Annotated in this window: 20 protein-coding genes; 12 read left to right on the plus strand and 8 right to left on the minus strand. The window is 58.0% G+C overall.

The window, feature by feature from the left end:
• Positions 1–123: 123 nt before the first annotated feature.
• Positions 124–699 carry a DUF924 family protein gene (locus PJL69_RS02680; protein WP_271308274.1) on the plus strand — a complete coding sequence of 192 codons (576 nt, stop codon included), beginning with the start codon at positions 124–126 and terminating at the stop codon, positions 697–699.
• A gap of 63 nt (positions 700–762) precedes the next feature.
• Here the strand turns inward: PJL69_RS02680 and PJL69_RS02685 are convergent, their stop codons facing one another.
• Positions 763–1,236, minus strand: coding sequence for a hypothetical protein (locus PJL69_RS02685; protein ID WP_271308275.1), 474 nt, complete (start codon positions 1,234–1,236; stop codon positions 763–765).
• A gap of 166 nt (positions 1,237–1,402) precedes the next feature.
• On the opposite strand from PJL69_RS02685, the gene lpdA reads away from it, so the two are divergent.
• Together lpdA and uvrA are read left to right on the plus strand one after the other, a co-directional pair.
• Positions 1,403–2,797, plus strand: coding sequence for a dihydrolipoyl dehydrogenase (gene lpdA / locus PJL69_RS02690; protein WP_271308276.1), 1,395 nt, complete (start codon positions 1,403–1,405; stop codon positions 2,795–2,797).
• A 238-nt stretch (positions 2,798–3,035) separates the two neighbouring features.
• A complete protein-coding gene (gene uvrA, locus PJL69_RS02695) occupies positions 3,036–5,897 on the plus strand; it encodes an excinuclease ABC subunit UvrA (RefSeq protein WP_271308277.1) in 2,862 nt (953 codons plus the stop codon).
• A gap of 25 nt (positions 5,898–5,922) precedes the next feature.
• Here the strand turns inward: uvrA and PJL69_RS02700 are convergent, their stop codons facing one another.
• From PJL69_RS02700 to PJL69_RS02725, 6 genes are all read right to left on the minus strand, one after another.
• Positions 5,923–7,500: a Hint domain-containing protein gene (locus tag PJL69_RS02700; RefSeq protein ID WP_271308278.1), complete on the minus strand. Its 1,578-nt coding sequence runs from the start codon at positions 7,498–7,500 to the stop codon at positions 5,923–5,925.
• 233 nt (positions 7,501–7,733) lie between these two features.
• On the minus strand, positions 7,734–8,606 hold the full coding sequence (gene mmsB, locus PJL69_RS02705) for a 3-hydroxyisobutyrate dehydrogenase (RefSeq protein WP_271308279.1): 873 nt from the start codon (positions 8,604–8,606) through the stop codon (positions 7,734–7,736).
• Positions 8,603–9,652, minus strand: a complete 1,050-nt coding sequence (locus PJL69_RS02710) for an enoyl-CoA hydratase/isomerase family protein (RefSeq protein WP_271308280.1) — start codon at positions 9,650–9,652, stop codon at positions 8,603–8,605. The genes mmsB and PJL69_RS02710 overlap by 4 nt, the downstream gene beginning before the upstream one ends.
• 20 nt (positions 9,653–9,672) lie before the next feature.
• Entirely contained in the window at positions 9,673–10,812 is a 1,140-nt protein-coding gene (locus tag PJL69_RS02715) for an acyl-CoA dehydrogenase family protein (RefSeq protein WP_271308281.1), read from the minus strand.
• Between the two features lie 221 nt (positions 10,813–11,033).
• On the minus strand, positions 11,034–11,384 hold the full coding sequence (locus tag PJL69_RS02720; protein WP_271308282.1) for a hypothetical protein: 351 nt from the start codon (positions 11,382–11,384) through the stop codon (positions 11,034–11,036).
• A gap of 146 nt (positions 11,385–11,530) precedes the next feature.
• A complete protein-coding gene (locus PJL69_RS02725) occupies positions 11,531–13,030 on the minus strand; it encodes a CoA-acylating methylmalonate-semialdehyde dehydrogenase (protein WP_271308283.1) in 1,500 nt (499 codons plus the stop codon).
• A 102-nt stretch (positions 13,031–13,132) separates the two neighbouring features.
• On the opposite strand from PJL69_RS02725, the gene PJL69_RS02730 reads away from it, so the two are divergent.
• The 9 genes from PJL69_RS02730 (at position 13,133) to PJL69_RS02770 (ending at position 20,863) form a co-directional block, all read left to right on the plus strand.
• Entirely contained in the window at positions 13,133–14,026 is an 894-nt protein-coding gene (locus tag PJL69_RS02730) for a LysR family transcriptional regulator (RefSeq protein WP_271308284.1), read from the plus strand.
• 57 nt (positions 14,027–14,083) lie between these two features.
• Positions 14,084–14,518: a CBS domain-containing protein gene (locus tag PJL69_RS02735; protein ID WP_209095504.1), complete on the plus strand. Its 435-nt coding sequence runs from the start codon at positions 14,084–14,086 to the stop codon at positions 14,516–14,518.
• Positions 14,519–14,636: 118 nt separating this feature from the next.
• Positions 14,637–15,134: a pantetheine-phosphate adenylyltransferase gene (coaD, locus tag PJL69_RS02740; protein ID WP_209095505.1), complete on the plus strand. Its 498-nt coding sequence runs from the start codon at positions 14,637–14,639 to the stop codon at positions 15,132–15,134.
• 268 nt (positions 15,135–15,402) lie between these two features.
• Positions 15,403–16,389 (plus strand): DUF808 domain-containing protein, encoded by a 987-nt coding sequence (locus PJL69_RS02745; RefSeq protein WP_271308285.1) that lies wholly within the window; start codon positions 15,403–15,405, stop codon positions 16,387–16,389.
• Entirely contained in the window at positions 16,390–16,818 is a 429-nt protein-coding gene (locus tag PJL69_RS02750) for a hypothetical protein (protein ID WP_271308286.1), read from the plus strand.
• 261 nt (positions 16,819–17,079) lie between these two features.
• Positions 17,080–18,132 (plus strand): hemin-degrading factor, encoded by a 1,053-nt coding sequence (locus tag PJL69_RS02755; protein WP_271308287.1) that lies wholly within the window; start codon positions 17,080–17,082, stop codon positions 18,130–18,132.
• Positions 18,129–18,998: a heme/hemin ABC transporter substrate-binding protein gene (locus tag PJL69_RS02760; protein ID WP_271308288.1), complete on the plus strand. Its 870-nt coding sequence runs from the start codon at positions 18,129–18,131 to the stop codon at positions 18,996–18,998. Before PJL69_RS02755 ends, PJL69_RS02760 begins: the two co-directional genes overlap by 4 nt.
• On the plus strand, positions 18,998–20,074 hold the full coding sequence (locus PJL69_RS02765; protein ID WP_271308289.1) for a FecCD family ABC transporter permease: 1,077 nt from the start codon (positions 18,998–19,000) through the stop codon (positions 20,072–20,074). Before PJL69_RS02760 ends, PJL69_RS02765 begins: the two co-directional genes overlap by 1 nt.
• A gap of 3 nt (positions 20,075–20,077) precedes the next feature.
• On the plus strand, positions 20,078–20,863 hold the full coding sequence (locus PJL69_RS02770) for a heme ABC transporter ATP-binding protein (protein ID WP_271308290.1): 786 nt from the start codon (positions 20,078–20,080) through the stop codon (positions 20,861–20,863).
• 7 nt (positions 20,864–20,870) lie between these two features.
• Here the strand turns inward: PJL69_RS02770 and PJL69_RS02775 are convergent, their stop codons facing one another.
• Entirely contained in the window at positions 20,871–21,110 is a 240-nt protein-coding gene (locus PJL69_RS02775; protein WP_271308291.1) for a sulfurtransferase TusA family protein, read from the minus strand.
• Between the last annotated feature and the right edge of the window lie 54 nt (positions 21,111–21,164).

Below are 21,164 nucleotides of genomic sequence, written 5' to 3' on the forward strand. Positions count from 1 at the left end.
TGACCCAATCGCGCGCTGTGTCGCATCGTTGCAATTTGTGACTTTTAACTCCGGCAATCTTCTGTGTAACGTTTTTGTAAAAGGGCTCCCACGCGGGGGCAGAAAACGCAAAGGAGAGGGGCCATGGTGCGTCCCGAAGATGTTTTGTCATTTTGGCTTGATGAGATTGGACCATCAGGCTGGTATCAGGCCTCTGATGACCTGGATGAAACCATTCGAAACAAGTTCATGGACACATGGGAGAAAGCACGCGATGGCGGATTGGGGCAGTGGCTGACCTATCCGAGCGGCACGCTGGCTTATCTGATTGTGACAGACCAGTTTTCTCGCAACATGTTTCGGGGCAGTGGCAAAGCCTTTGCAACAGACCGTCAGGCGCTTTGTGCGGCCAAGTCTGCATTGCACAAGAAGTGGGATCAGAAAATTGATGGCCCGGCGCGGCAGTTCTTTTTCCTGCCGCTGATGCATTCAGAAAACCTCTGCGATCAGGAACAATGTGTGCGCATGTTTGTTGATCGTATGGAGGATGCGGACAGCAATCTGTTGCATGCGCAGGCACATCGAGAAGTGATCCGCCAGTTTGGTCGCTTTCCCTATCGCAATGCAGCGCTTGCGCGGGCGTCAACCGAGGTGGAAGCTGCCTATGTTGAAAAAGGCGGATATGGCCACACCATGCGGCTGTTGCAGGCCGCACAGTAAGCGCATCAGAATTCACTTGTCCAAAGGCGGGCTCGCGTCATTGCGGGCCCGCAATACGTTTGATCAGTTGACGGGCGCGGTTTCGACAGTCGCAGCGTCGCCGGGCGTGATGACACTGTCGGGCAAGTGACAGGCGGCCAGTTTGCCCAGCCCTTCGCTGGCACGGGCTGACAGCCGCTCTACACCTTCTGACATCAGGCGGTCTGGCGTTTCTGCGAGGGTTTGCAGATTGCTGTTGATGGCTTCCAGCTCTGCCTGCAGCGCGTCGGCGCGGGTGGCAAGCGCCTGTGTGGCTGGCAAGTTGAGCGCCGCGCTTTCCAGTGACAGATTTTCCAGATCTTCGCGCAGGCCAACAACTTCGGACTGCAGGGACTGGACCCTCTCTTCCATCGGTTTGACGATCTGCAGATTTTCCGCGAATTCAGCGACCACCCGTTCGGCGGTGCCAGACAACTGCCAGAGCAGAAACAGGCAGAGCGCAACCAATATGAGGGTCGCGTTGATCAGGGCGATCAGCAGATCTTTGATGACTTTCATGGGGTACTCCACAGGAGGCTTAAAATTTCCCGCAGTGTGCGCCGAAGTGGGCGCGATCTCCAGTGAGAAAATGCGCGTTTTGCGGGCGGTTGGCTTTGTTGAAGCGGGTGGAGAATCCGACTAGGCTCCTGCTGAAGTAAGACGTGGCAGGCGAGGAGCAGCACCCATGGCAGAGAAAAGCTTTGATATGATTGTCATCGGTGCGGGGCCGGGGGGCTATGTTGCGGCCATTCGCGGTGCGCAGCTTGGCCTGAAGGTGGCCATTGTGGAACGCGAGCATATGGGCGGGATTTGCCTCAACTGGGGCTGTATTCCAACCAAGGCGATGCTGCGTTCTGCCGAGGTGTTCCATCTGATGGAGCGGGCGGCGGATTTTGGCCTCAAGGCAGAAGGCATCGGCTATGACATCGACGCTGTGGTGAAACGCTCGCGCGGGGTGGCGAAACAGCTGAGTTCCGGCGTGGCCTTTCTGATGAAGAAGAACAAGGTTGAGGTCTTTATGGGGGAGGCGACGCTGCCCGCCAAAGGCAAGGTCTCTGTGAAAACCGACAAGGGTGTCGAAGCGCTGAGTGCCAAGAACATCGTGCTGGCCACCGGTGCGCGGGCGCGGGAATTGCCGGGGCTTGAGGGCGATGGCAAGCGGGTCTGGACCTACAAGAATGCGCTGGTGCCGCCGCATATGCCCAAGAAATTGCTGGTGATTGGCTCGGGTGCCATCGGCATCGAGTTTGCCAGTTTCTACAACACGCTGGGGGCGGAGACCACGGTTGTGGAGGTCATGGATCGCGTACTGCCGGTTGAAGATGCGGAGATCAGCGCCTTTGCCAAAAAGCAGTTTGTCAAACAGGGCATGACAATCCTTGAAAAATCCATGGTCAAGAAACTGGATCGTGCCAAGGACAAGGTGACCACGCATATTGAGACTGGTGGCAAGGTCACGACGCAGGAGTTCGACACGGTGATCTCTGCTGTGGGGATTGTCGGCAATGTGGAAAACCTCGGGCTGGAAGCGCTGGGGGTAAAGATCGACCGGACCCATGTGGTGACCGATCAGTATTGCGCCACCGGCGTGGAGGGGCTTTACGCGATTGGCGATATCGCGGGGGCGCCCTGGCTGGCGCATAAGGCGAGCCATGAGGGCGTGATGGTGGCGGAGCTGATTGCGGGCGGCAAACCGCACCCGGTGAAGCCGGAAAGCATTGCGGGCTGTACCTATTGCCATCCGCAGGTGGCGAGCGTCGGCTATACCGAGGCCAAGGCGAAAGAGCTGGGCTATGATGTCAAGGTCGGGCGTTTCCCTTTCATCGGCAACGGCAAGGCGATTGCCTTGGGTGAGCCTGAGGGCATGGTGAAGACGGTGTTTGACGCCAAGACTGGCGAGCTTTTGGGGGCACATATGGTGGGCGCGGAAGTGACCGAGCTGATCCAGGGCTATGTGGTCGGGCGGCAGCTGGAGACCACGGAGGCCGAACTGATGGAGACGGTGTTCCCGCATCCGACACTGAGCGAGATGATGCACGAGAGTGTGCTCGATGCCTATGATCGTGTGATCCACATTTGAGCCGTTATTACGCATGATTTTGATGGCCTCCGCATGGGCGGGGGCGTTTTGCAATGGGCGCGCGTTCTTTGCGGCGAATGGTCATCCGATGAGGGGTTCAAAACGTAACTCTCCCTGATTATGTGTGAGCCTTGCGAACGGGCTTGGCGAATGAATTTGTTCTCTGTATGTTCGCAATAATTGAGGGGCAGTGAGTCCGTTTGGCTTCTGCCTGCTGCCGCAGCCGTTGGGGGTATTGATGGCCGAGCTGAAAAATATCGAGGTGCGCGGGGCGCGCGAGCACAATCTGAAATCCATTGATGTGGATATTCCGCGCGATCAGCTGGTGGTGATCACCGGGCTTTCTGGCTCTGGCAAATCCTCGCTGGCGTTTGACACGATTTATGCGGAAGGGCAGCGGCGCTATGTCGAGAGCCTGAGCGCCTATGCGCGGCAGTTCCTTGATATGATGGAAAAGCCGGATGTGGATCACATCAGCGGGCTGTCCCCGGCGATTTCGATTGAGCAGAAGACGACCTCCAAGAACCCGCGTTCCACTGTCGGCACGGTGACGGAGATTTACGATTATCTGCGTCTGCTGTTTGCCCGTGTGGGCACGCCCTATTCGCCGGCCACCGGCCTGCCGATTGAGGCGCAGCAGGTGCAGGATATGGTGGATCGCATCATGGGGCTTGAGGATGGCACGCGCGGCTATCTGTTGGCGCCGATTGTGCGCGACCGCAAAGGCGAATACCGCAAGGAATTCCTTGAGCTGCGCAAGCAGGGCTTTCAGCGAGTGAAGGTGGATGGCGCGTTCTACGAGCTCGACACGCCGCCGACTCTGGATAAGAAATTCCGCCATGACATTGACGTTGTCGTGGACCGCCTGGTGGTGCGTGAGGGCATGGAGACCCGGCTGGCGGACAGCTTGCGCACGGCGCTGGATTTGGCGGATGGTATTGCGGTTCTTGAGACTGCACCGAAGGAAGGTGACCCGGAGCGGATCACCTTCAGTGAGAAATTTGCCTGTCCGGTCAGCGGGTTCACCATCCCTGAGATTGAACCACGGCTGTTTTCCTTCAACGCGCCGTTTGGGGCCTGCCCCGATTGTGACGGGTTGGGCAAAGAGCTGTTCTTTGATGAGCGGCTGGTGGTGCCCGATGCCACGCTGAAAGTTTATGATGGCGCATTGGCGCCGTGGCGGAAGGGCAAATCGCCGTACTTCCTGCAGACCATTGAAAGCCTCGCCAAACACTACGGCTTTGACAAGAACACCCCGTGGAAGGATCTGGACAAGAAGGTTCAGCAGGTCTTTCTCTATGGCTCTGGCAATGAAGAGATCGAATTCCGCTATGACGAAGGCGGGCGCGTTTATCAGGTGACGCGGGTGTTTGAAGGCGTGATCCCCAATATGGAACGCCGCTATCGGGAAACCGACAGCAACTGGATCCGCGAAGAGTTTGAGAACTATCAGAACAACCGCCCCTGTGGGTCCTGTCGAGGCCACCGTCTGCGCGAAGAGGCGCTGGCGGTTCGAATTGCAGAGAAACATGTGGGCCATGTGGTGCAACTGTCGATCCGCGAGGCGCTGGCCTGGATTGAGAGTGTGCCGGAAAACCTGACGCCGCAGCGGCAAGAGATCGCGCGGGCGATTGTGAAAGAAATTCAGGAGCGGCTTGGCTTCCTGAACAACGTGGGATTGGAATACCTTACGTTGTCGCGCAACAGTGGCACCCTGTCGGGTGGAGAGAGCCAGCGGATCCGACTGGCCAGCCAGATCGGCTCTGGCCTGACCGGGGTGCTTTACGTGCTGGATGAGCCGTCGATCGGTTTGCACCAGCGCGACAATGACCGGCTGCTCACAACGCTGAAAAACCTGCGTGATCAGGGCAATACGGTGATTGTGGTTGAGCATGACGAAGAGGCGGTGCGCGAGGCGGACTATGTGTTCGACATCGGCCCGGGCGCCGGGGTGCATGGCGGGCAGGTGGTTTCCAAAGGCACGCCTGAGGATATTGCCGCCGATCCCAAATCGCTGACCGGGCAATATCTGTCAGGCGCGCGCGAGATCGCGGTGCCGACCGAGCGGCGCGAAGGCAATGGCAAGATGGTGAGCGTGGTGAAGGCCACGGGCAACAACCTCAAGAAGGTCACGGCGGACTTCCCGCTGGGCAAATTTGTCTGTGTGACCGGGGTGTCCGGTGGCGGCAAATCCACGCTGACCATCGAGACGCTGTTTAAAACCGCCTCCATGCGCCTGAATGGCGCACGCCAGACGCCTGCGCCTTGTGAAACCATTAAGGGGCTTGAGCATCTGGACAAGGTGATCGACATTGATCAGCGGCCCATCGGGCGCACGCCACGGTCAAATCCTGCGACCTATACCGGGGCGTTCACGCCGATCCGGGACTGGTTTGCCGGGCTGCCGGAGGCCAAGGCGCGCGGCTATAAGCCGGGGCGGTTCAGCTTCAACGTGAAAGGCGGGCGCTGTGAGGCCTGTCAGGGTGACGGGGTCATCAAGATCGAGATGCACTTCCTGCCGGACGTCTATGTGGAATGTGAGACCTGCAAAGGCGCGCGCTACAACCGTGAGACGCTGGAGATCAAGTTCAAAGGCAAGAGCATTGCCGATGTGCTGGACATGACCGTGGAAGAGGCGCAGGAGTTCTTCAAAGCGGTGCCAAGCATCCGTGACAAGATGGATGCGCTGATGCGGGTGGGGCTAGGCTACATCAAAGTGGGTCAACAGGCGACGACCCTGTCAGGTGGTGAGGCGCAGCGGGTGAAGCTCTCCAAGGAATTGGCGAAACGCTCCACTGGCCGCACGCTCTATATTCTGGATGAACCGACCACGGGTCTGCATTTTGAAGATGTGCGTAAGCTCTTGGAAGTGCTGCATGAGTTGGTGGATCAGGGCAATACTGTTGTGGTGATTGAGCACAATCTGGATGTGGTGAAAACCGCAGATCACATCATTGATATTGGCCCGGAAGGCGGCGATGGCGGTGGTAAGATTGTGGCCAAAGGCACGCCTGAAAAGGTCGCCAAGGTCGCGGCCAGCCATACGGGGCGGTATCTAAAGGACATGCTGGCTCCGAAGAAGAAAGTGGCTGCGGAATAAGGCAGGCAAGGTGCGTCAGGCGGCGCTAGGCCGCCATCAACGCGCGCGCCTCATAGCTGCGCAGGCTCAGACGAGCGGAAATGTCGCTCAGGGCGATGCCGCGGCGGTTCATCACTGCGCGCAGAGAGCGGTTGGCGATCGGATCAAAGCTGCGCAGCGTTTGCATGCCGGGTTGAAAACTCTCGCTCCATTGGCCTTCGGAGAGGAGCAGCTCATGCTGGGACATGAGAATGTGGAAATAGGTGACGGGTGTTGTGCCTGCGCAGATGGTGACATCACATCCGTCGACGAGGTCTTTGGCCTTGATAAGGACTTCGCCGCAGCCAAACAGCAGTTCGGCGCGCGCGCCACAGATCAGCACACGATGTTGCGGCGACACCACCAGATCGCGGTGATTGTCCAGCACACCGGCCTTGATGCGGATCGGCAAGGACTCCAGGCGAGGCGGCATTTCGGACTTTCCAATCCAGGCAATGGGTTGAAGGCCGGAATCTAGTGTTTCAACCAGCATGCCGGCGCGCAGATTTTCGACCAGAACATCGCCCTCTGCGGTACGTATCAGGGTGCCAGGTGTGAAACAGGGAGGGCGCTGTTCAATTTCCACCAAAGCGGTGTCGGTTTTTCCGGCGGAATCCTGAATGGTGTAGTTGAAGTAGACGGTTTCTGTATCGGTGTCGGCATCCACTGTGAGGGTGCCATCCGGGTTCAGGGTCACCTCCTGACCTGTGTCCAGTATCACGCTGTCGGGCAGGCCAGAGCTGGGATCTGCGCTGACGGGAATGCCATTGATATGGGTGATGGTCAGGGTGGGGCCAGCTGTGGAGTTGTCATTGCCCAGCACGTTGAGGGTTTTGCTGCCGCCAAATTTGATCGAAACCTCGTCGTCCTGTGCGACGATGGCGGTCTGCACCGAGCCACCAGCGATCAGGAGATTGGAATCATAGCGGCTGTCAGTGGCATCGGCGATGCCGATGATCAGTTGGTTGAGCCCATCCTGAAGCGGGGCCACAAAGGTCAGCGTGACGGTGAAGCCGTCCATTTCAGTGTTGAATTGATCGCCGCTGTTGTCGACGTAGATGTTTTCATTGGCGTCATTGATATTGCCCACGGTGGCAGAGCCGTCGCCGACAGAGATCTGCGCCTCAACCCCGTTTATCCAAACACCGATGGCGTCATTGTAGCTGAGAAATTCCGGGTATTCTTCGGAGGAGAGCACAAAGTCGATGGTGAGCAGTTCGCCAGCGGAGCCATTGAAGTCAATGACCATGTAGGCGGCATCAAAGGTGCTGGTGCCTGCGGCGGCGTTGAACAAAGCGTTGTTGTCCTGTCCCGTGGTGTCGGTGGAGGTGTCTGAACGCTGGTTTGTGTTTGTGCTGCCGTCGCTGTTGGTGAAGTCGCTGGCATAGCCGGTAGAGAGGATGACTCCGCTGTCAGCCGGTGCGACGCCGGGACTGGTGCTGTCGGCGCCGGAATAGATGCCGGAGCTGAGCGTGTCACCGAAGTACTGCGAAGAGACGATGCGAGATGGATCGCCAAAGATTTCGGCGGCCATGGCATCGGGCGATGCCGATGTGTTGATGTTCAGTTCCGTTGCGATCGCCATGGCTTGCCCCTTTCGATGGTTTGCTCTTGCGCCGGTGCTGTCTTTGTTTCCGAACTGGCAACAACTGGTGGCGTTCAAAAGCGGCCTAAAAGGGGCAAAGGTGAGGTGATATTAACCAAAAGTAGGTGCAGAATGCGCATTCTCAGCTGTAGCGATGTGGCTGTGAGACAAAGAAAAACCGCGCCAAAGAGGCGCGGCAATTAACTTTATTGTTTCTGGTCGGGTGGGTTCTGTTAACCACGGCTCCGTTTCTCAAAGCGGGGCAACATGGCAGAGAAATCGGTGCCAAGGCCGCCTTCGTTTTCCACAAATTGCTCATACAGTGCGGCGGCGGCCTGACCCATGGGGGTGTCTGCATCGGCGCTTTCGGCGGCCTGTTGTGACAGGCGCAGATCTTTGAGCATGAGCTCTGAGGCAAAGCCGGGCTGATAGTCATTGTCGGCGGGCGACTGTGGGCCGACGCCGGGGGCCGGGCAGTAGGCATTCATCGTCCAGCTGTAGCCGGAGGAGGTGGAGACAACATCAAACATGGATTGGCGATCAAGACCGAGCTTGTCGGCCAGCGCGAAGGCTTCGCAGGTGGCAATCATGGTCACACCAAGGATCATGTTGTTGCAGATCTTGGCGGCCTGACCGGCGCCAGACTCGCCACAGTGCACGGCTTTTTGACCCATGATGTCAAACAGCGGATTGGCTTTGGCAAAGGCCTCTTTAGCGCCGCCTGCCATGAAGGTGAGCGTGCCGCCAGCGGCGCCGCCGACACCGCCAGACACTGGCGCATCCACAGGCAGCAGGCCAGCGGTGGCGGCGTGGTCGGCCACCGCGCGGGCGCTGTCCACATCGACAGTTGAGCAATCCACAAAGGCGGCACCCGGGGACATCACCGGAATGATCTCTGCTGCGACGCTACGCAGTATGGTGCCGTTGGGCAGCATGGTGACGACTACATCCGCGCCCGTGGCGACTGCCGCTGCGCTGTCGGCCATGGTGACGCCCTCAATCGCAACATCCGCCATGTCAAAGCCTGTGACCTGATGGCCGGCTTTGGCCAGATTGGCGGCCATTGGCCCGCCCATGTTGCCCAGTCCAATAAATCCGATTTTCATGGCGTTGGTTCCTCTTTTTCAAATGTCAGCCTGTCTGTGCCGAGTGGCAGCACCATATTGGTGACAGCCATGGGCGGCAGGGCGTCCAATGTATGTTTCCATTGGGGATTGCGATCTTTGTCGATGATTTGCGCGCGAATGCCTTCCAGAAAATCGCCGTGCTCCATGGCGCGGAAGGTGAAGCGGTATTCCTGATCGAGTGCAAAGCGGATCTCTGGCGTGCCGCGCACACGGTGAATGAGCTCAAGCGTGGCGCCCATGGCGATGGGGGAGTTGCGCGACAGTTTCTTCAGCGTGCCTTGGGAAAAGGCGCTGTCATCGTTTTGCAGAGAGGTGAGAATGTCGCTCAGGCGCTCGCCGCCAAAATGGGCGTTGATCTGGGCGCTTTGTTGCGCCAGAGCGCCGGGGGCGATGTCTTGGGCGGCGGTGTCGATCAGGGACCAATCGCCGGTTTCCTCTAACTGCACAATGAGGGCGGGCCATTTTTCCTCGGGGATGTAGTAGTCCGCAAAACCGGCGTGGAGCGCATCTGCCGCGCTCAGGCGGGCCGCGGTGAGGCCGAGGTATTCGCCAAGACGCCCCGGCGCCTGAGCCAAGATCAGAGAGCCGCCCACGTCCGGCACAAGGCCGATGCCAACCTCGGGCATGGCGATCTGGCTGCTGTCACCCACAACCCGGTGGGAGCCGTGACAGCCGACGCCCACGCCGCCGCCCATGGTGAACCCCTGCATGAAGCTGGCCACGGGTTTGGGGAACTCAAACAGTTTGGCGTTCATGCGGTATTCATCGGCCCAGAACTTACGCCCATATGCGTAGTCCCCGTTCATCCCGGTTTTGTAGAGTTCGGCAATGTCACCGCCCGCGCAGAAGGCTTTGTCGCCCACTGCATCAATCACGATCATCTTGATGGCGTCATTTTCGCGCCATGCGTCGAGCGCATTTTCGATGGCGATGCACATGTCATATGACAGAGCGTTGAGCGCCTTGGTGCGGGTGAAGGTGATGCGGCCGGTGTGGCCCGCGATGCGGATGTGGATGTCAGACACGTCTGCGCTCCGTCTTTGCCTTACGCCGCAATCATCTGGCGGGAGATGATCAGGCGCATGATTTCGTTTGTGCCTTCCAAAATCTGATGCACGCGCAGGTCGCGGACGATTTTTTCGATGCCGTAGTCTGCGAGATAGCCGTAGCCGCCGTGCAGTTGCAAACAGCCGTTGGCCACTTCAAAGGACACGTCGGTGACCATGAGCTTGGCCATGGCGCAGAATTTGGTGGCGTCGTGATCGCCGTTATCAAGTTTCCATGCGGCCTGGCGCAGGAAGGTGCGGGCGGCTTGCAACTTGGTTTCATATTCAGCGAGGCGGAACTGCAGCGCCTGAAACTGGTTGATGGATTTGCCGAAGGCTTTGCGCTCTGACATGTATTGCACGGTCATATCGAGTGCCTTCTGCGCGCCGCCAAGGGCGGAGGCCGAGATATTGAGGCGACCGCCATCCAAGCCGTTCATGGCGTAGCTGAAGCCTTTGCCTTCTTCGCCAATCAGATTGTCCGCGGGCACTTTGCAATCGTCAAACTGAACTTGAGATGTCGGCTGGGCAAGCCAGCCCATTTTCTTTTCCAATGCGCCAAAAGACAGACCGTCGGTGCCGTCTTCTACGACCACCGTAGAGATGCCTTTGGGGCCGTCCTCGCCGGTGCGCACCATGCAGACATAAGCATCAGAATAAGAGCCGCCAGAGATGAAGGCTTTGGTGCCGTTGAGCACATAGCCCTCATTGCTGCGCTCCGCGCGGGTTTTCAGGGCGGAGGCGTCAGAACCTGAACCGGGTTCGGTGAGGCAATAGGAGAAGACTTTGTTCATGGCACAGAGATCAGGCAGCCATTTCTGTTTGGTCTCCTCAGAGCCAAATTTGTCGATCATGCCGCCACACATGTTGTGGATCGACAGGAAGGAGCCGACAGAGGGGCAGGACATGGCGAGGGCTTCAAACACCAGCGTGGCGTCAAGGCGCGAGAGACCGGAGCCGCCGTAGGCCTCAGACACATAGATGCCGCCCAGACCCAGCTCTGCGATCTGCGGCCAGAGGGTTTTGGGGATGGTGCCTGCGGCTTCCCAGTCTTGGGCAAAAGGGGCGATGTGCTCTTCGCCAAAACCTTTGGCCATGTCAAAGATCAGGGTTTGTTCTTCGGTCAGTGCAAAATCCATGTCTCTTCCTCTGCGCGCAATATCGGGCGGCGTAATGTGACGGCAAAGCAGGCTGAAGGCGCGATGAAAGGGCGCGCGCTTCGCGGCCTCCCTTCCGCGAATTGAACAGGTGTTAAATTAACACCGTTGCCGCGTCATTGCAAAGGAAGAAAGCGGCAAAATCGCCCGGATCACACCGCGATTATGCAGAGTGGTTTTGCAAAAATGTCTGAACTGATGTGTCAGGCCGTTCGGCTGAGAAGCTGGCTGATGGAGTCATGCGGGATGCCCAATATAGACAGAGCGGGTTGTTCACTTTCTTGAACCATCGGGACAACGGCGGGGAAAGGCTCCCAACTGCGCAGCGCGATGCGCGCGAGTTTCTGGCCAACCAACGTTGGGGCGAGATAGACGATGAGGGTCTGCGCATTCTGGCCGGTGAAGGCTTCGGCCTTTTGCGCCTGTGCCTGCATGAGTTGCACATAGTCTTCATCCCAGCCGGTCAGCTCTGTGAGATCGACCAATTGTTTCTGTCCGGGGCGAAACTCTGGGTGGCTTGCATATTCAGCAAAGGCGGTCAGCGTGTCTGACATGTTCGCATGTCCCTGATATCGCACATAAACCACGCCAATTGAGGACAGAATTCTGAAAGAGACCGACATATTTTCCTCATGTTACCCCAAAAAAAGGGGCAGCAATGCCGCCCCTTTCGGTACATGAGCACAAGTTGGATTGTGGATCAATCCATCGCTTTGAAGTTCAGCGCCGCACCGTCCTTGATGCCGGAGAACCAGCGGGAGGTGACCTTTTTGGTCTGGGTGTAGAACTTGAATGCGTCGGGGCCGTATTGGTCCAGATCGCCAAAGCCAGATTTTTTCCAGCCGCCAAAGGAGAAGTAAGACAGCGGGACCGGGATCGGGAAGTTCACGCCAACCATACCGACGTTTACACGGTTCACAAAGTCGCGGGCCACGTCACCGTCACCGGTGTAGATCGCCGTGCCGTTGCCGTATTCATTGTCCATCACCAACTGCAGCGCGTCTTCGTAGTTGTCCTGACGCACCATTGACAGAACTGGGCCAAAGATCTCTTCTTTGTAGATGTCCATGTCTGGGGTCACGTTGTCAAACAGGGTCGGGCCAACAAAGTAACCGTCCTCATAGCCCTGAATGTTCAGACCACGGCCGTCTGTCAGCAGTGTCGCGCCCTGATCAACACCAGAGGTGATCAGACCCTCGATGCGATCTTTGGCCTGAGCGGTGATCACCGGGCCGTAGTCCACATCGTCGCCACCGGTATAGGGGGCCACTTTCAGGCTCTCGATTTTTGGAACCAGACGCTCGACCAGTGCGTCAGCAGTGCCTTTGCCAACTGGAACCGCAACAGAGATCGCCATGCAGCGTTCGCCAGCTGCGCCAAAGCCTGCGCCGACCAGCGCGTCTGAGGCTTTGTCCATGTCCGCGTCGGGCATGATGATCATGTGGTTTTTCGCACCACCGAAACACTGTGCGCGCTTGCCGTTTGCTGCGGCACGACCGTAGATGTATTGCGCGATCGGGGTGGAGCCCACAAAGCCAACAGCCTGAATGGTTTCGTTGTCCAGGATCGCGTCAACGCATTCTTTGTCGCCGTGGACAACTTGCACAACACCATCGGGCAGGCCCGCTTCTTTGAACAGTTCGACCAGACGCATCGCGGTGTTTGGGGTGCGCTCAGATGGCTTCAGGATGATGGCATTGCCGCAGGACACAGCGGGTGACATTTTCCACAAAGGGATCATCGCTGGGAAGTTGAACGGGGTGATGCCCGCAACAACGCCCAGAGGCTGACGGATGGAGTAGAGGTCGATGCCGGGGCCTGCGTCGCCAACAAACTCGCCTTTGTTCATGGCTGGTGCGCCCATGCAGACTTCAACAACTTCCAGACCACGCTGGATGTCGCCTTTGGCGTCGGGCAGGGTTTTGCCGTGTTCTTTGGACAGGATTTCTGCCAGCTCGTCCATGTGTTCGTTGATCAACGCGCCGAACTTCATGAAGATGCGTGCGCGACGCTGCGGGTTTACCTTGGCCCATTCCTTTTGCGCGACAGCGGCTTTTGCGACAGCTGCGTCCAGTTCAGCTGGGGTTGCCAGTGGCACCTTGCTGATGATTTCGCCAGTGGCAGGGTTGCGGGCTTCGGCAAAGCGGCCGGATGTGCCTTTGACGTGCTCGCCGTTGATGTAGTGAGACAACTCTTGCATTGCTTCCTCCAAAAAAGATTGGGGTGACAATAGGCTTGCAAAAATGTGTGGAAAAGAGACAAGTGTTCAAAACTGTTTTGCAAAAATGCAGGAGTGTGCGCGATGGTGCAGTGGGATGACATGCGGGTTTTTCTGGCGGTGGCAAGGGAGGAAAGCCTGTCTGCGGCGGGGCGGCGTCTGAAGGTCGATCCCGCCACGGTGGGGCGGCGGGTTGCGCGGCTTGAAACCGTGTTTGAGGCGCCTTTGTTTGTGAAGTCGCCAACGGGATATGCGCTGACTGATGCGGGGCAGCGAATGATGGGGCATGCGCTGCGTGTGGAGCAGAGCCTGCAGGAAGCCACTGAAGAGATGGTGGGGCAAAGCACTGGATTGTCAGGGCAAATTCGCATTGGTGCACCGGATGGGGTGGCAAACTTTCTGTTGCCACAGGTGTGCGCGCGCATTGCCAGGGACAACCCTGACCTCGACATTCAGATTGTGGCGCTGCCCCGTGTGGTGAGCCTGTCACGGCGTGAAGCGGATCTGGTGGTGGCGGTCAGTGCGCCAACGGCCGGTCGGCTGACCGTACAGAAAATCACAGATTACAAATTGCACTTGGGAGCAGCAGAAGCCTATCTGCGCAGCCAGCCTGTGATCACCGAGGTCTCAGATCTGAGCGCGCATCTGGTGACGGGGTATATTCCGGATATGATTTTTGACAAAGAGCTCGACTATCTGAGTGAAGTCGGGGTGGAGCGGGTGCGGCTCGCCTCCAACTCTGCCTCTGTTCAGTTCAATTGGGTGCGCACAGGATCCGGCATTGGCGTGGTGCATGATTTTGCCATTCCTTCGGCGCGCGGCGTGGTGAAAGTGCTCCCGGAACAGATTTCTTTGACGCGCAGCTTTTATTTGATCCGGCATGCAGATGATCGCCGCTTGGAACGGCTGAACCGTTTTTCCGAAGCACTCTGTGAGGGCATGCGCGAGGAGGTGGCTCGTTTGGAAGCGCAAACTTGACATGAGCGGAGGCAGCGGCAACGCTGAGACTTATTTAAGCGCTTTCGGAGGGTTCGTATGCTTGTTCATCAGATTTTGAAGTCAAAAGGCTCTGAAGGTGTGTTGACGGTCAAACCGGGCACATTGATATCTGAGGCGGCGAAAATCCTTTCAGATAAAGGGATTGGCACGGTGATTGTGTCTGAAGACGGGGCGGTGCCGCTGGGAATATTGTCAGAGCGAGACATTGTGCGGGAGCTGGCGCGGCGCGGCATTGAGTGTTTGTCTGCGAAAATTGATGACTATATGACCACCGAGCTTGTGACCTGTGGGCGCAACGATGACGCGGTGACTGTGCTTGAAAAAATGACAACAGGTCGGTTTCGCCATATGCCGGTGCTGGAAGATGGTGCGCTGGTGGGGCTGATTTCCCTTGGCGACACGGTGAAAGCCCGACTGTCTGAACTGGCCATGGAGAAGGAGGCCCTTGAAGGAATGATCATGGGGCATTGAGGCCCTGTTCTTGTTGTGCCGCGACGTCTCTGCACCGCAGAAATACCCATCCGTCAAACTCTGCTTGCAAATTGCTGCGCAATAATGTTGCGTGCGCCCAAGACTACGGGAGACTGTCATGCGCACCGCTCTATATCCAGGCACGTTTGACCCTATCACATTGGGGCATATTGATATTATTCGTCGCGCCACGCAATTGGTGGACCGGCTAGTGATTGGCGTTGCGATCAATCGCGACAAGGGACCGTTGTTTTCGCTCGAAGAGCGGGTCGCGATGATCGAAGGCGAATGCGCGCAGTTGGCGGACGAAACCGGCACCGAGATTGTTGTGCATCCGTTCGAAAATCTGCTGATCGATTGCGCCAAAGAAGCGGGCGCGCAGATCATTGTGCGCGGTTTGCGGGCGGTGACGGATTTTGAGTATGAATATCAGATGGTTGGCATGAACCGGGCTCTGGACAGCAGCATTGAGACGGTGTTTCTGATGGCTGACCTGAAGCATCAGGCGATTGCCTCAAAGCTGGTGAAAGAGATCGCGCGGCTGGATGGGGATGTGTCAAAGTTTGTGACACCTGCGGTAAATGAGGCGTTGCTGGAGCGGCTTGGCAAGAGCTGACGTGTTGCCGCATTAACGGATTTTCTCTCAAAAACTTAGCGTCTGTATTGCGTCTGTTTCCCGTCGGTATTGCGTCGGTGCGTTTGCGGTTTTGCCTGATCTTTAAAACGTCTAATGCAGCGCGCGCAGCAACGGGATGTTTGGCAACATCTGGAGTTCGTGGCCGATGTTGCGCCTGCTGAAGAGTTGGCTCTAGGAAATTCCCTGCAGATCGGGCATCAATCAACAAACACCCCAAAGCAGAGTTGGGGGCAAAGGAGAGGTGCAGATGGCTGGTGGATTGCTTGCGTTGTTGGATGATGTGGCGGGCATTGCCAAAGTGGCGGCGGCCTCAATCGATGATGTGGCGGCAGGTGCGGCCAAAGCGAGTGCCAAAGCCGCGGGTGCGGTGATTGATGACGCGGCTGTAACCCCCAAATATGTGCACGGGTTTGAAGCCAAACGCGAGCTGCCGATCATCTGGAAGATTGCCAAAGGCTCAATCCGCAACAAGCTTTTGATTTTGTTGCCAGCGGCTTTGCTGCTGGCCAATTTTGCGCCTTGGGCGATTGCGCCATTGTTGATGCTGGGTGGGGCCTATCTGTGCTTTGAGGGGGCGGAGAAGGTGGTGCATGCCTTTGCGCCCCATGAGGCACATCACGCAGCGGCAGAAGACGAGATCCCCGAGGATGTGGCGCATCTGGAAGAAAAGAAAGCGGCCGGGGCCATCAAGACAGACTTCATTCTGTCGGCTGAGATCATGACCATCATCCTGTCGGGCATTCCGGAGAGCAATTTCTGGATGGAAGCCGCGACTCTGGCGTTGGCCGGTGTGGGTATTACGGTTGCGGTCTATGGCTCTGTGGCGCTGATTGTGAAGATGGATGATGTGGGGCTGGCGATGTATGCGGGCGGGCGGCTGTCGTTGACGCGCGCGCTGGGGCGCAGCCTTGTTCGGGGCATGCCCTATTTCATGAAGCTGCTGACGCTGGTGGGAACGGCCGCCATGCTTTGGGTTGGCGGCTCTATCGTTGTGCATGGTCTGGAGGAGCTGGGGTTTGGCTGGCTTGGGCATCACATTCACGACTGGGCTTATGCGGTGGGGCATATGGTGCCTGCCGCCTATGAAGGCTTTGCGGAGTGGACAGCAAAGGCTGCGATGGATGGTGTCTTTGGAGTGCTTTTGGGTGCGGCATTGATCCCTGTGGCCACAAAGGTCATTGGGCCGATTTGGGGGCGCCTGTTTGGGAGCGCGGGCGCAGAAGGATCGCACTGAGTGTCGGAGGATGACACGCGTCCCGTTATTCGGGAAGTGCGCCCTTGGTACCGATGGATGAAGCTAAAAGAGGGTGTATACCCTGAGTTGAACGCACGGCTGCTGCGTGTTCAGTCGACGCGGTTTCGGTTTGGCGAGCGCATGACATCGCAGACGCGTTCGCTGCCCGAAATAGACGTCATCTTGCGTGTACGGCTGGCAATAGGTGAGGCCGCCATTATTCGGTCGCGGCATTGGCCCGGACGTTTGTACAATGCTGTTGTCGGTGAAAGCGCGCGGTACAGCCGTTTTAATGGGCATGAGGTGCGTGATGTCCTCAGCGTGATTGGCGCTGAGACGGAAGGTTTGGTTGATCCGAATGGGACGTATGATCTTCGCCTGGATTTTCTGCGTGACATTCTTTTGCGGATTGCTGAAGAGAGAGGTTAGGGTGCCTTTCTCATCCTATGGATGACTGTCCTTTGCTTTTGCGGCACTTGCATTCGACGGGCTAAGTTCAAAACAGGTTCGTTGCGCTGTTTGGTCTCGTTTGTGAGATGGCAGAGCCACTTGCACTCCCCTTGAAAGGTGACTAATTTTGTCGACAATGTGATTCAGTGGAGTCACGAATGTCAGCAAAGCCTTCCTCTGTGAATGCTAGCCAGAACGTTCTTCCGATACCGATACTTCGACGACGAATAGGAGAGCCGAATGGCCACCATAGCTGCTGTTTCCCCGCAGGACATCAGGGACGCCCGCAAGGAGCATGACAAACTGCGCGAGCGCGATCTGGCGGACAAGCTTGGCATTTCCGAAGCGCATCTGGTTGCCGCGCATGTTGGACAGGGTGTGACCCGCCTGCAGGCGGATATTGATGCGTTGTTTGCATCGTTTGAGCGGTTGGGAGAAGTGATGGCGCTGACCCGCAACCCATCCTGTGTGATTGAAAAAGTTGGTCAATACGCCAATTACACGCCGGGGCCACATGCCTCTATGGTGCTGAACGAAGAGATTGACCTGCGGATGTTTGGCAGCCACTGGGTGCATGCCTTTGCGGTTGAGAAAGTGACCGACAAGGGCACAAAGCGGTCTATTCAGGTGTTTGATGCGGCGGGTGATGCTGTGCACAAAGTGCATTTGCGCGATGCCTCTGTTCTGGAAGAATGGCACAGCATCGTCGATGCGCTGAAAAGTGCAGATCAGGGTGACGAGATCACCACAGAGGCGCGCAAGCCAGTGGACGGCCCCAAAGGCGACCCTGAGAAAGCTGATAAGCTGCGCACGGAGTGGGACAAGATGTCAGACACCCATCAGTTTCTGATCATGACCCGCAAGATGAAGATGAACCGGCTTGGGGCCTATCGCATTGCGGGCGCGCCTTATGCCCGTCGTATTGCACCAAAATCGGTGGAAACGCTGCTGCACCGTGCGGCAGAGAAGACCGTGCCGATCATGATTTTTGTCGGCAATGCGGGCTGTATCGAAATTCACACTGGCCCCGTGTCTCGGATTGTCGACATGGGCCCTTGGATCAATGTTCTGGATCCTGGCCACGATCTGCACCTGCGCAAGGATCACATTGCGGAGGTCTATGCTGTCACCAAGAGCACGCGGCGTGGGCCGGCGATTTCGGTTGAGGCGTTTGACGCAGAAGGCATGTTGATTGCGCAGTTCTTCGGGGTGACCAAAGACCCAGAGGCGGCAGCGGCATGGGCGGCGTTGATTGCAGAGCTTGAAGCCGATTTTGCGGAGCTTGCAGCATGATGAAACTGAGTGGGATTTCCATCACGCAGGGCGCAATGGCGGGGGCTTTGGCTCTGCTGCTGAGCACAACTTTGCGGGCAGATGAGCCCGCGCAGCGGATTGTCTCTGTTGGCGGTGCGGTGACAGAAATTGTCTATGCGCTGGACGAAGGCGACCGGCTGGTTGCGCGCGACACCACCTCCAACTACCCGGCAGAGGCACGCGATTTGCCCAATGTGGGCTATATCCGCCGCTTGTCAGCGGAGGGTGTGCTGTCGGTCAACCCTGACCTGATCCTGAGCGAAGCGGGCGCGGGCCCGCTGGAAACCATGGAGTTGCTGCGCGAGGCGGCGATCCCGGTGGCCGAAATCAACGAAGGCTTCACGCGTGAGGCGGTCAGCCAGAAGATCATGACCGTGGCTGACGTGCTTGGCGTGCCTGAGAAAGGTGCGGCGCTGGCGCAAGAAACCGATGCGGCAATTGCTGAGGCGCTGGCCAAGGTGGATACCGCGAACCGGCCGAAAGTGTTGTTCATTCTGTCCACCGCCGGTGGGCGCGTGATGGCGGCAGGCACCAACACAAGCGCGGGCGCGATCATTGAGCTGGCTGGCGGCGAAAACGCAGCGAGCGGGTTTGAGGGCTTTAAGCCGATGACCGATGAGGCGATTGCCACGAGTGGGGCGGAAGTGATCCTGATGATGGATCGGCGCGATGATCACGGGGCCTCTAACGATCAGCTGCGTGCCCATCCGGCGATTGGTCAGACCCCTGCGGCGCTGAACGATGCCATCGTGCGGATGGACGGTATGTTGCTGCTGGGCTTCTCTGTGCGCACCGGGCAGGCGATCTCTGAGCTTGCGGACGCGTTGGTGGATGTCCAGAGCTGATGGCTTATGCAGGAGTTTCATCCGTAGCTGACACCACGGAGGGGGACCGCAGTCAGACCGCGCATCGGCTGACCTATGTGTTACTTGGGGTGCTTGCGGTTGCCATGCTGGCCTCGCTGGCAATTGGTGCCTCTGGCACGTCGTTGTGGCAGGCGTTGTGGGATGTGGCACGTGGGGCGGAGCTGTCGCTGCGCGACCGTGTGGTGCTGTTTGATATTCGCCTGCCGCGCACGCTGATGGCGGCGGCGGTGGGCGCGGCGCTGGCAGTCTCAGGCGCGATGATGCAGGGGTTGTTTCGCAACCCATTGGCGGATCCGGGACTGATTGGCGTGAGCGCCGGTGCCGGGTTTGGTGCCATTGTTGCGATCGTGCTGGGCGGCATGCTGCCGTTGGCGCTGAGTGACGCGCTGGGATATTATCTGGTGCCGCTGGCAGCGTTTCTGGGCAGTTGGGCCACAACACTCATTCTCTATCGCGTGTCCACCCGCAAGGGGCGTACATCGGTGGCCACCATGCTGCTGGCCGGGATTGGTCTGGGCGCGCTGACCGGGGCGGTATCTGGCATTCTGATCTACATCGCAGATGATGCGCAGCTGCGTACTCTGACCTTCTGGGGCATGGGCTCGGTAGCGGGGGCGACCTGGTCCAAGTTCTGGACGGCCGTGCCGTTGATTGCGGTGGCGATGCTCACCATTCCCTTTATTGCCAAAGGGTTGAACGGGCTGGCGCTGGGTGAGGCGGCGGCGAGCCATATGGGCATTGATGTGCAGCGCACCAAAAATGTGGCAATCCTTGCTGTGGCGGCGGCGGTTGGCGCTGCGGTGGCAGCGAGCGGCGGCATTGGTTTTGTTGGCATTGTGGTGCCGCATCTGCTGCGCCTCGCGGTGGGGCCGGACCACACCTATCTGCTGCGCAATTCGGCGCTACTGGGGGCGGCACTGCTGCTGGTGGCGGATATTATCAGCCGGATGATTATTGCGCCTGCGGAATTGCCGATTGGCATTATCATGGCCGTCATCGGTGGGCCTTTCTTCCTTTGGATTTTGCTGCGCCGTCGTGGCATTGTGGATATGTGAGCCATGTTGAAAGCCGAAAATATCACTGTGTCGTTTGGCCGCCGTGAGGTGCTGCATGACGTGTCCTTTGCGGCCAAGCCCGGCGCGTTGACGGCCATTGTGGGCCCCAATGGGTCCGGCAAGACCACATTGCTCAAAGCGATGATTGGCGAAGTGGCACATGGTGGCACGGTGCGGCTCAATGACGTGGATATTGCGCGTGCCAAACCCTGGGAGCTTGCGGCCATGCGTGGCGTGCTGCCGCAGGCGACGCCGCTGGCCTTTCCCTTCACTGTGGCCGAGGTTGTACGCCTTGGGCTGATGAATGGCACATCCGGTGGGAAAAATCAGCTGGTGCCCGCTGCGCTCGCGCGTGTGGGGTTGGGGGGCTATGCGGCGCGCTATTATCAGGAACTGTCAGGGGGCGAGCAGCAACGTGTGCAGCTCGCTCGTGTGCTGACGCAGGTGTGGGAGTCAACACAGGATGGCGTGCCGCGCTGGCTGTTTCTGGATGAGCCGGTGTCTGCGCTCGATATTGGTCATCAGCTTCTGGTGATGCAGATTGCCCGTGACTTTGCAGATGCGGGGGGCGGCGTGGTGGCGGTGATGCATGATCTGAACCTCACCGCAATGTATGCTGATGAGGTTGCACTGATCAGTGATGGCCGCGTTCTGGCGCAGGGCGCGTCTGAGGCAGTGTTTACTGACGATTTGCTAAGCAAAGCCTACCACTGCCGGGTGCAGGTCAACACCACACCACCGTCAGGTACGTTTTTGTTGCCGCATGTGGCACAGGCTGGGGCGGCCTGATTTCGGGTTATGCCTCTGATGCGGCGGCACCTTTTTGAATGGTGAAAAACAGGGTGCCGTCTGTTTCACTCATGCCAAGAAACTGGTGTCCCGCTTCATTGCAGAAATGCGGCACGTCCACGATGGCGGCAGGGTCATCCGCGATGAGCTGCACTTTGGCGCCATCTTTGAGAGGTTCCATACGTTTGCGCAGGCGCAAGACGGGCAGGGGGCACAAGAGGCCGAGAGCGTCGATTTCCAAATCCATAAAATCACATAAGCGCGATGTTTCGGTGTGTCCACAAGGTTGTTACCGAAGCAT

The organism is Shimia sp. MMG029 (assembly GCF_027947445.1).
Lineage (GTDB): Bacteria > Pseudomonadota > Alphaproteobacteria > Rhodobacterales > Rhodobacteraceae > Shimia.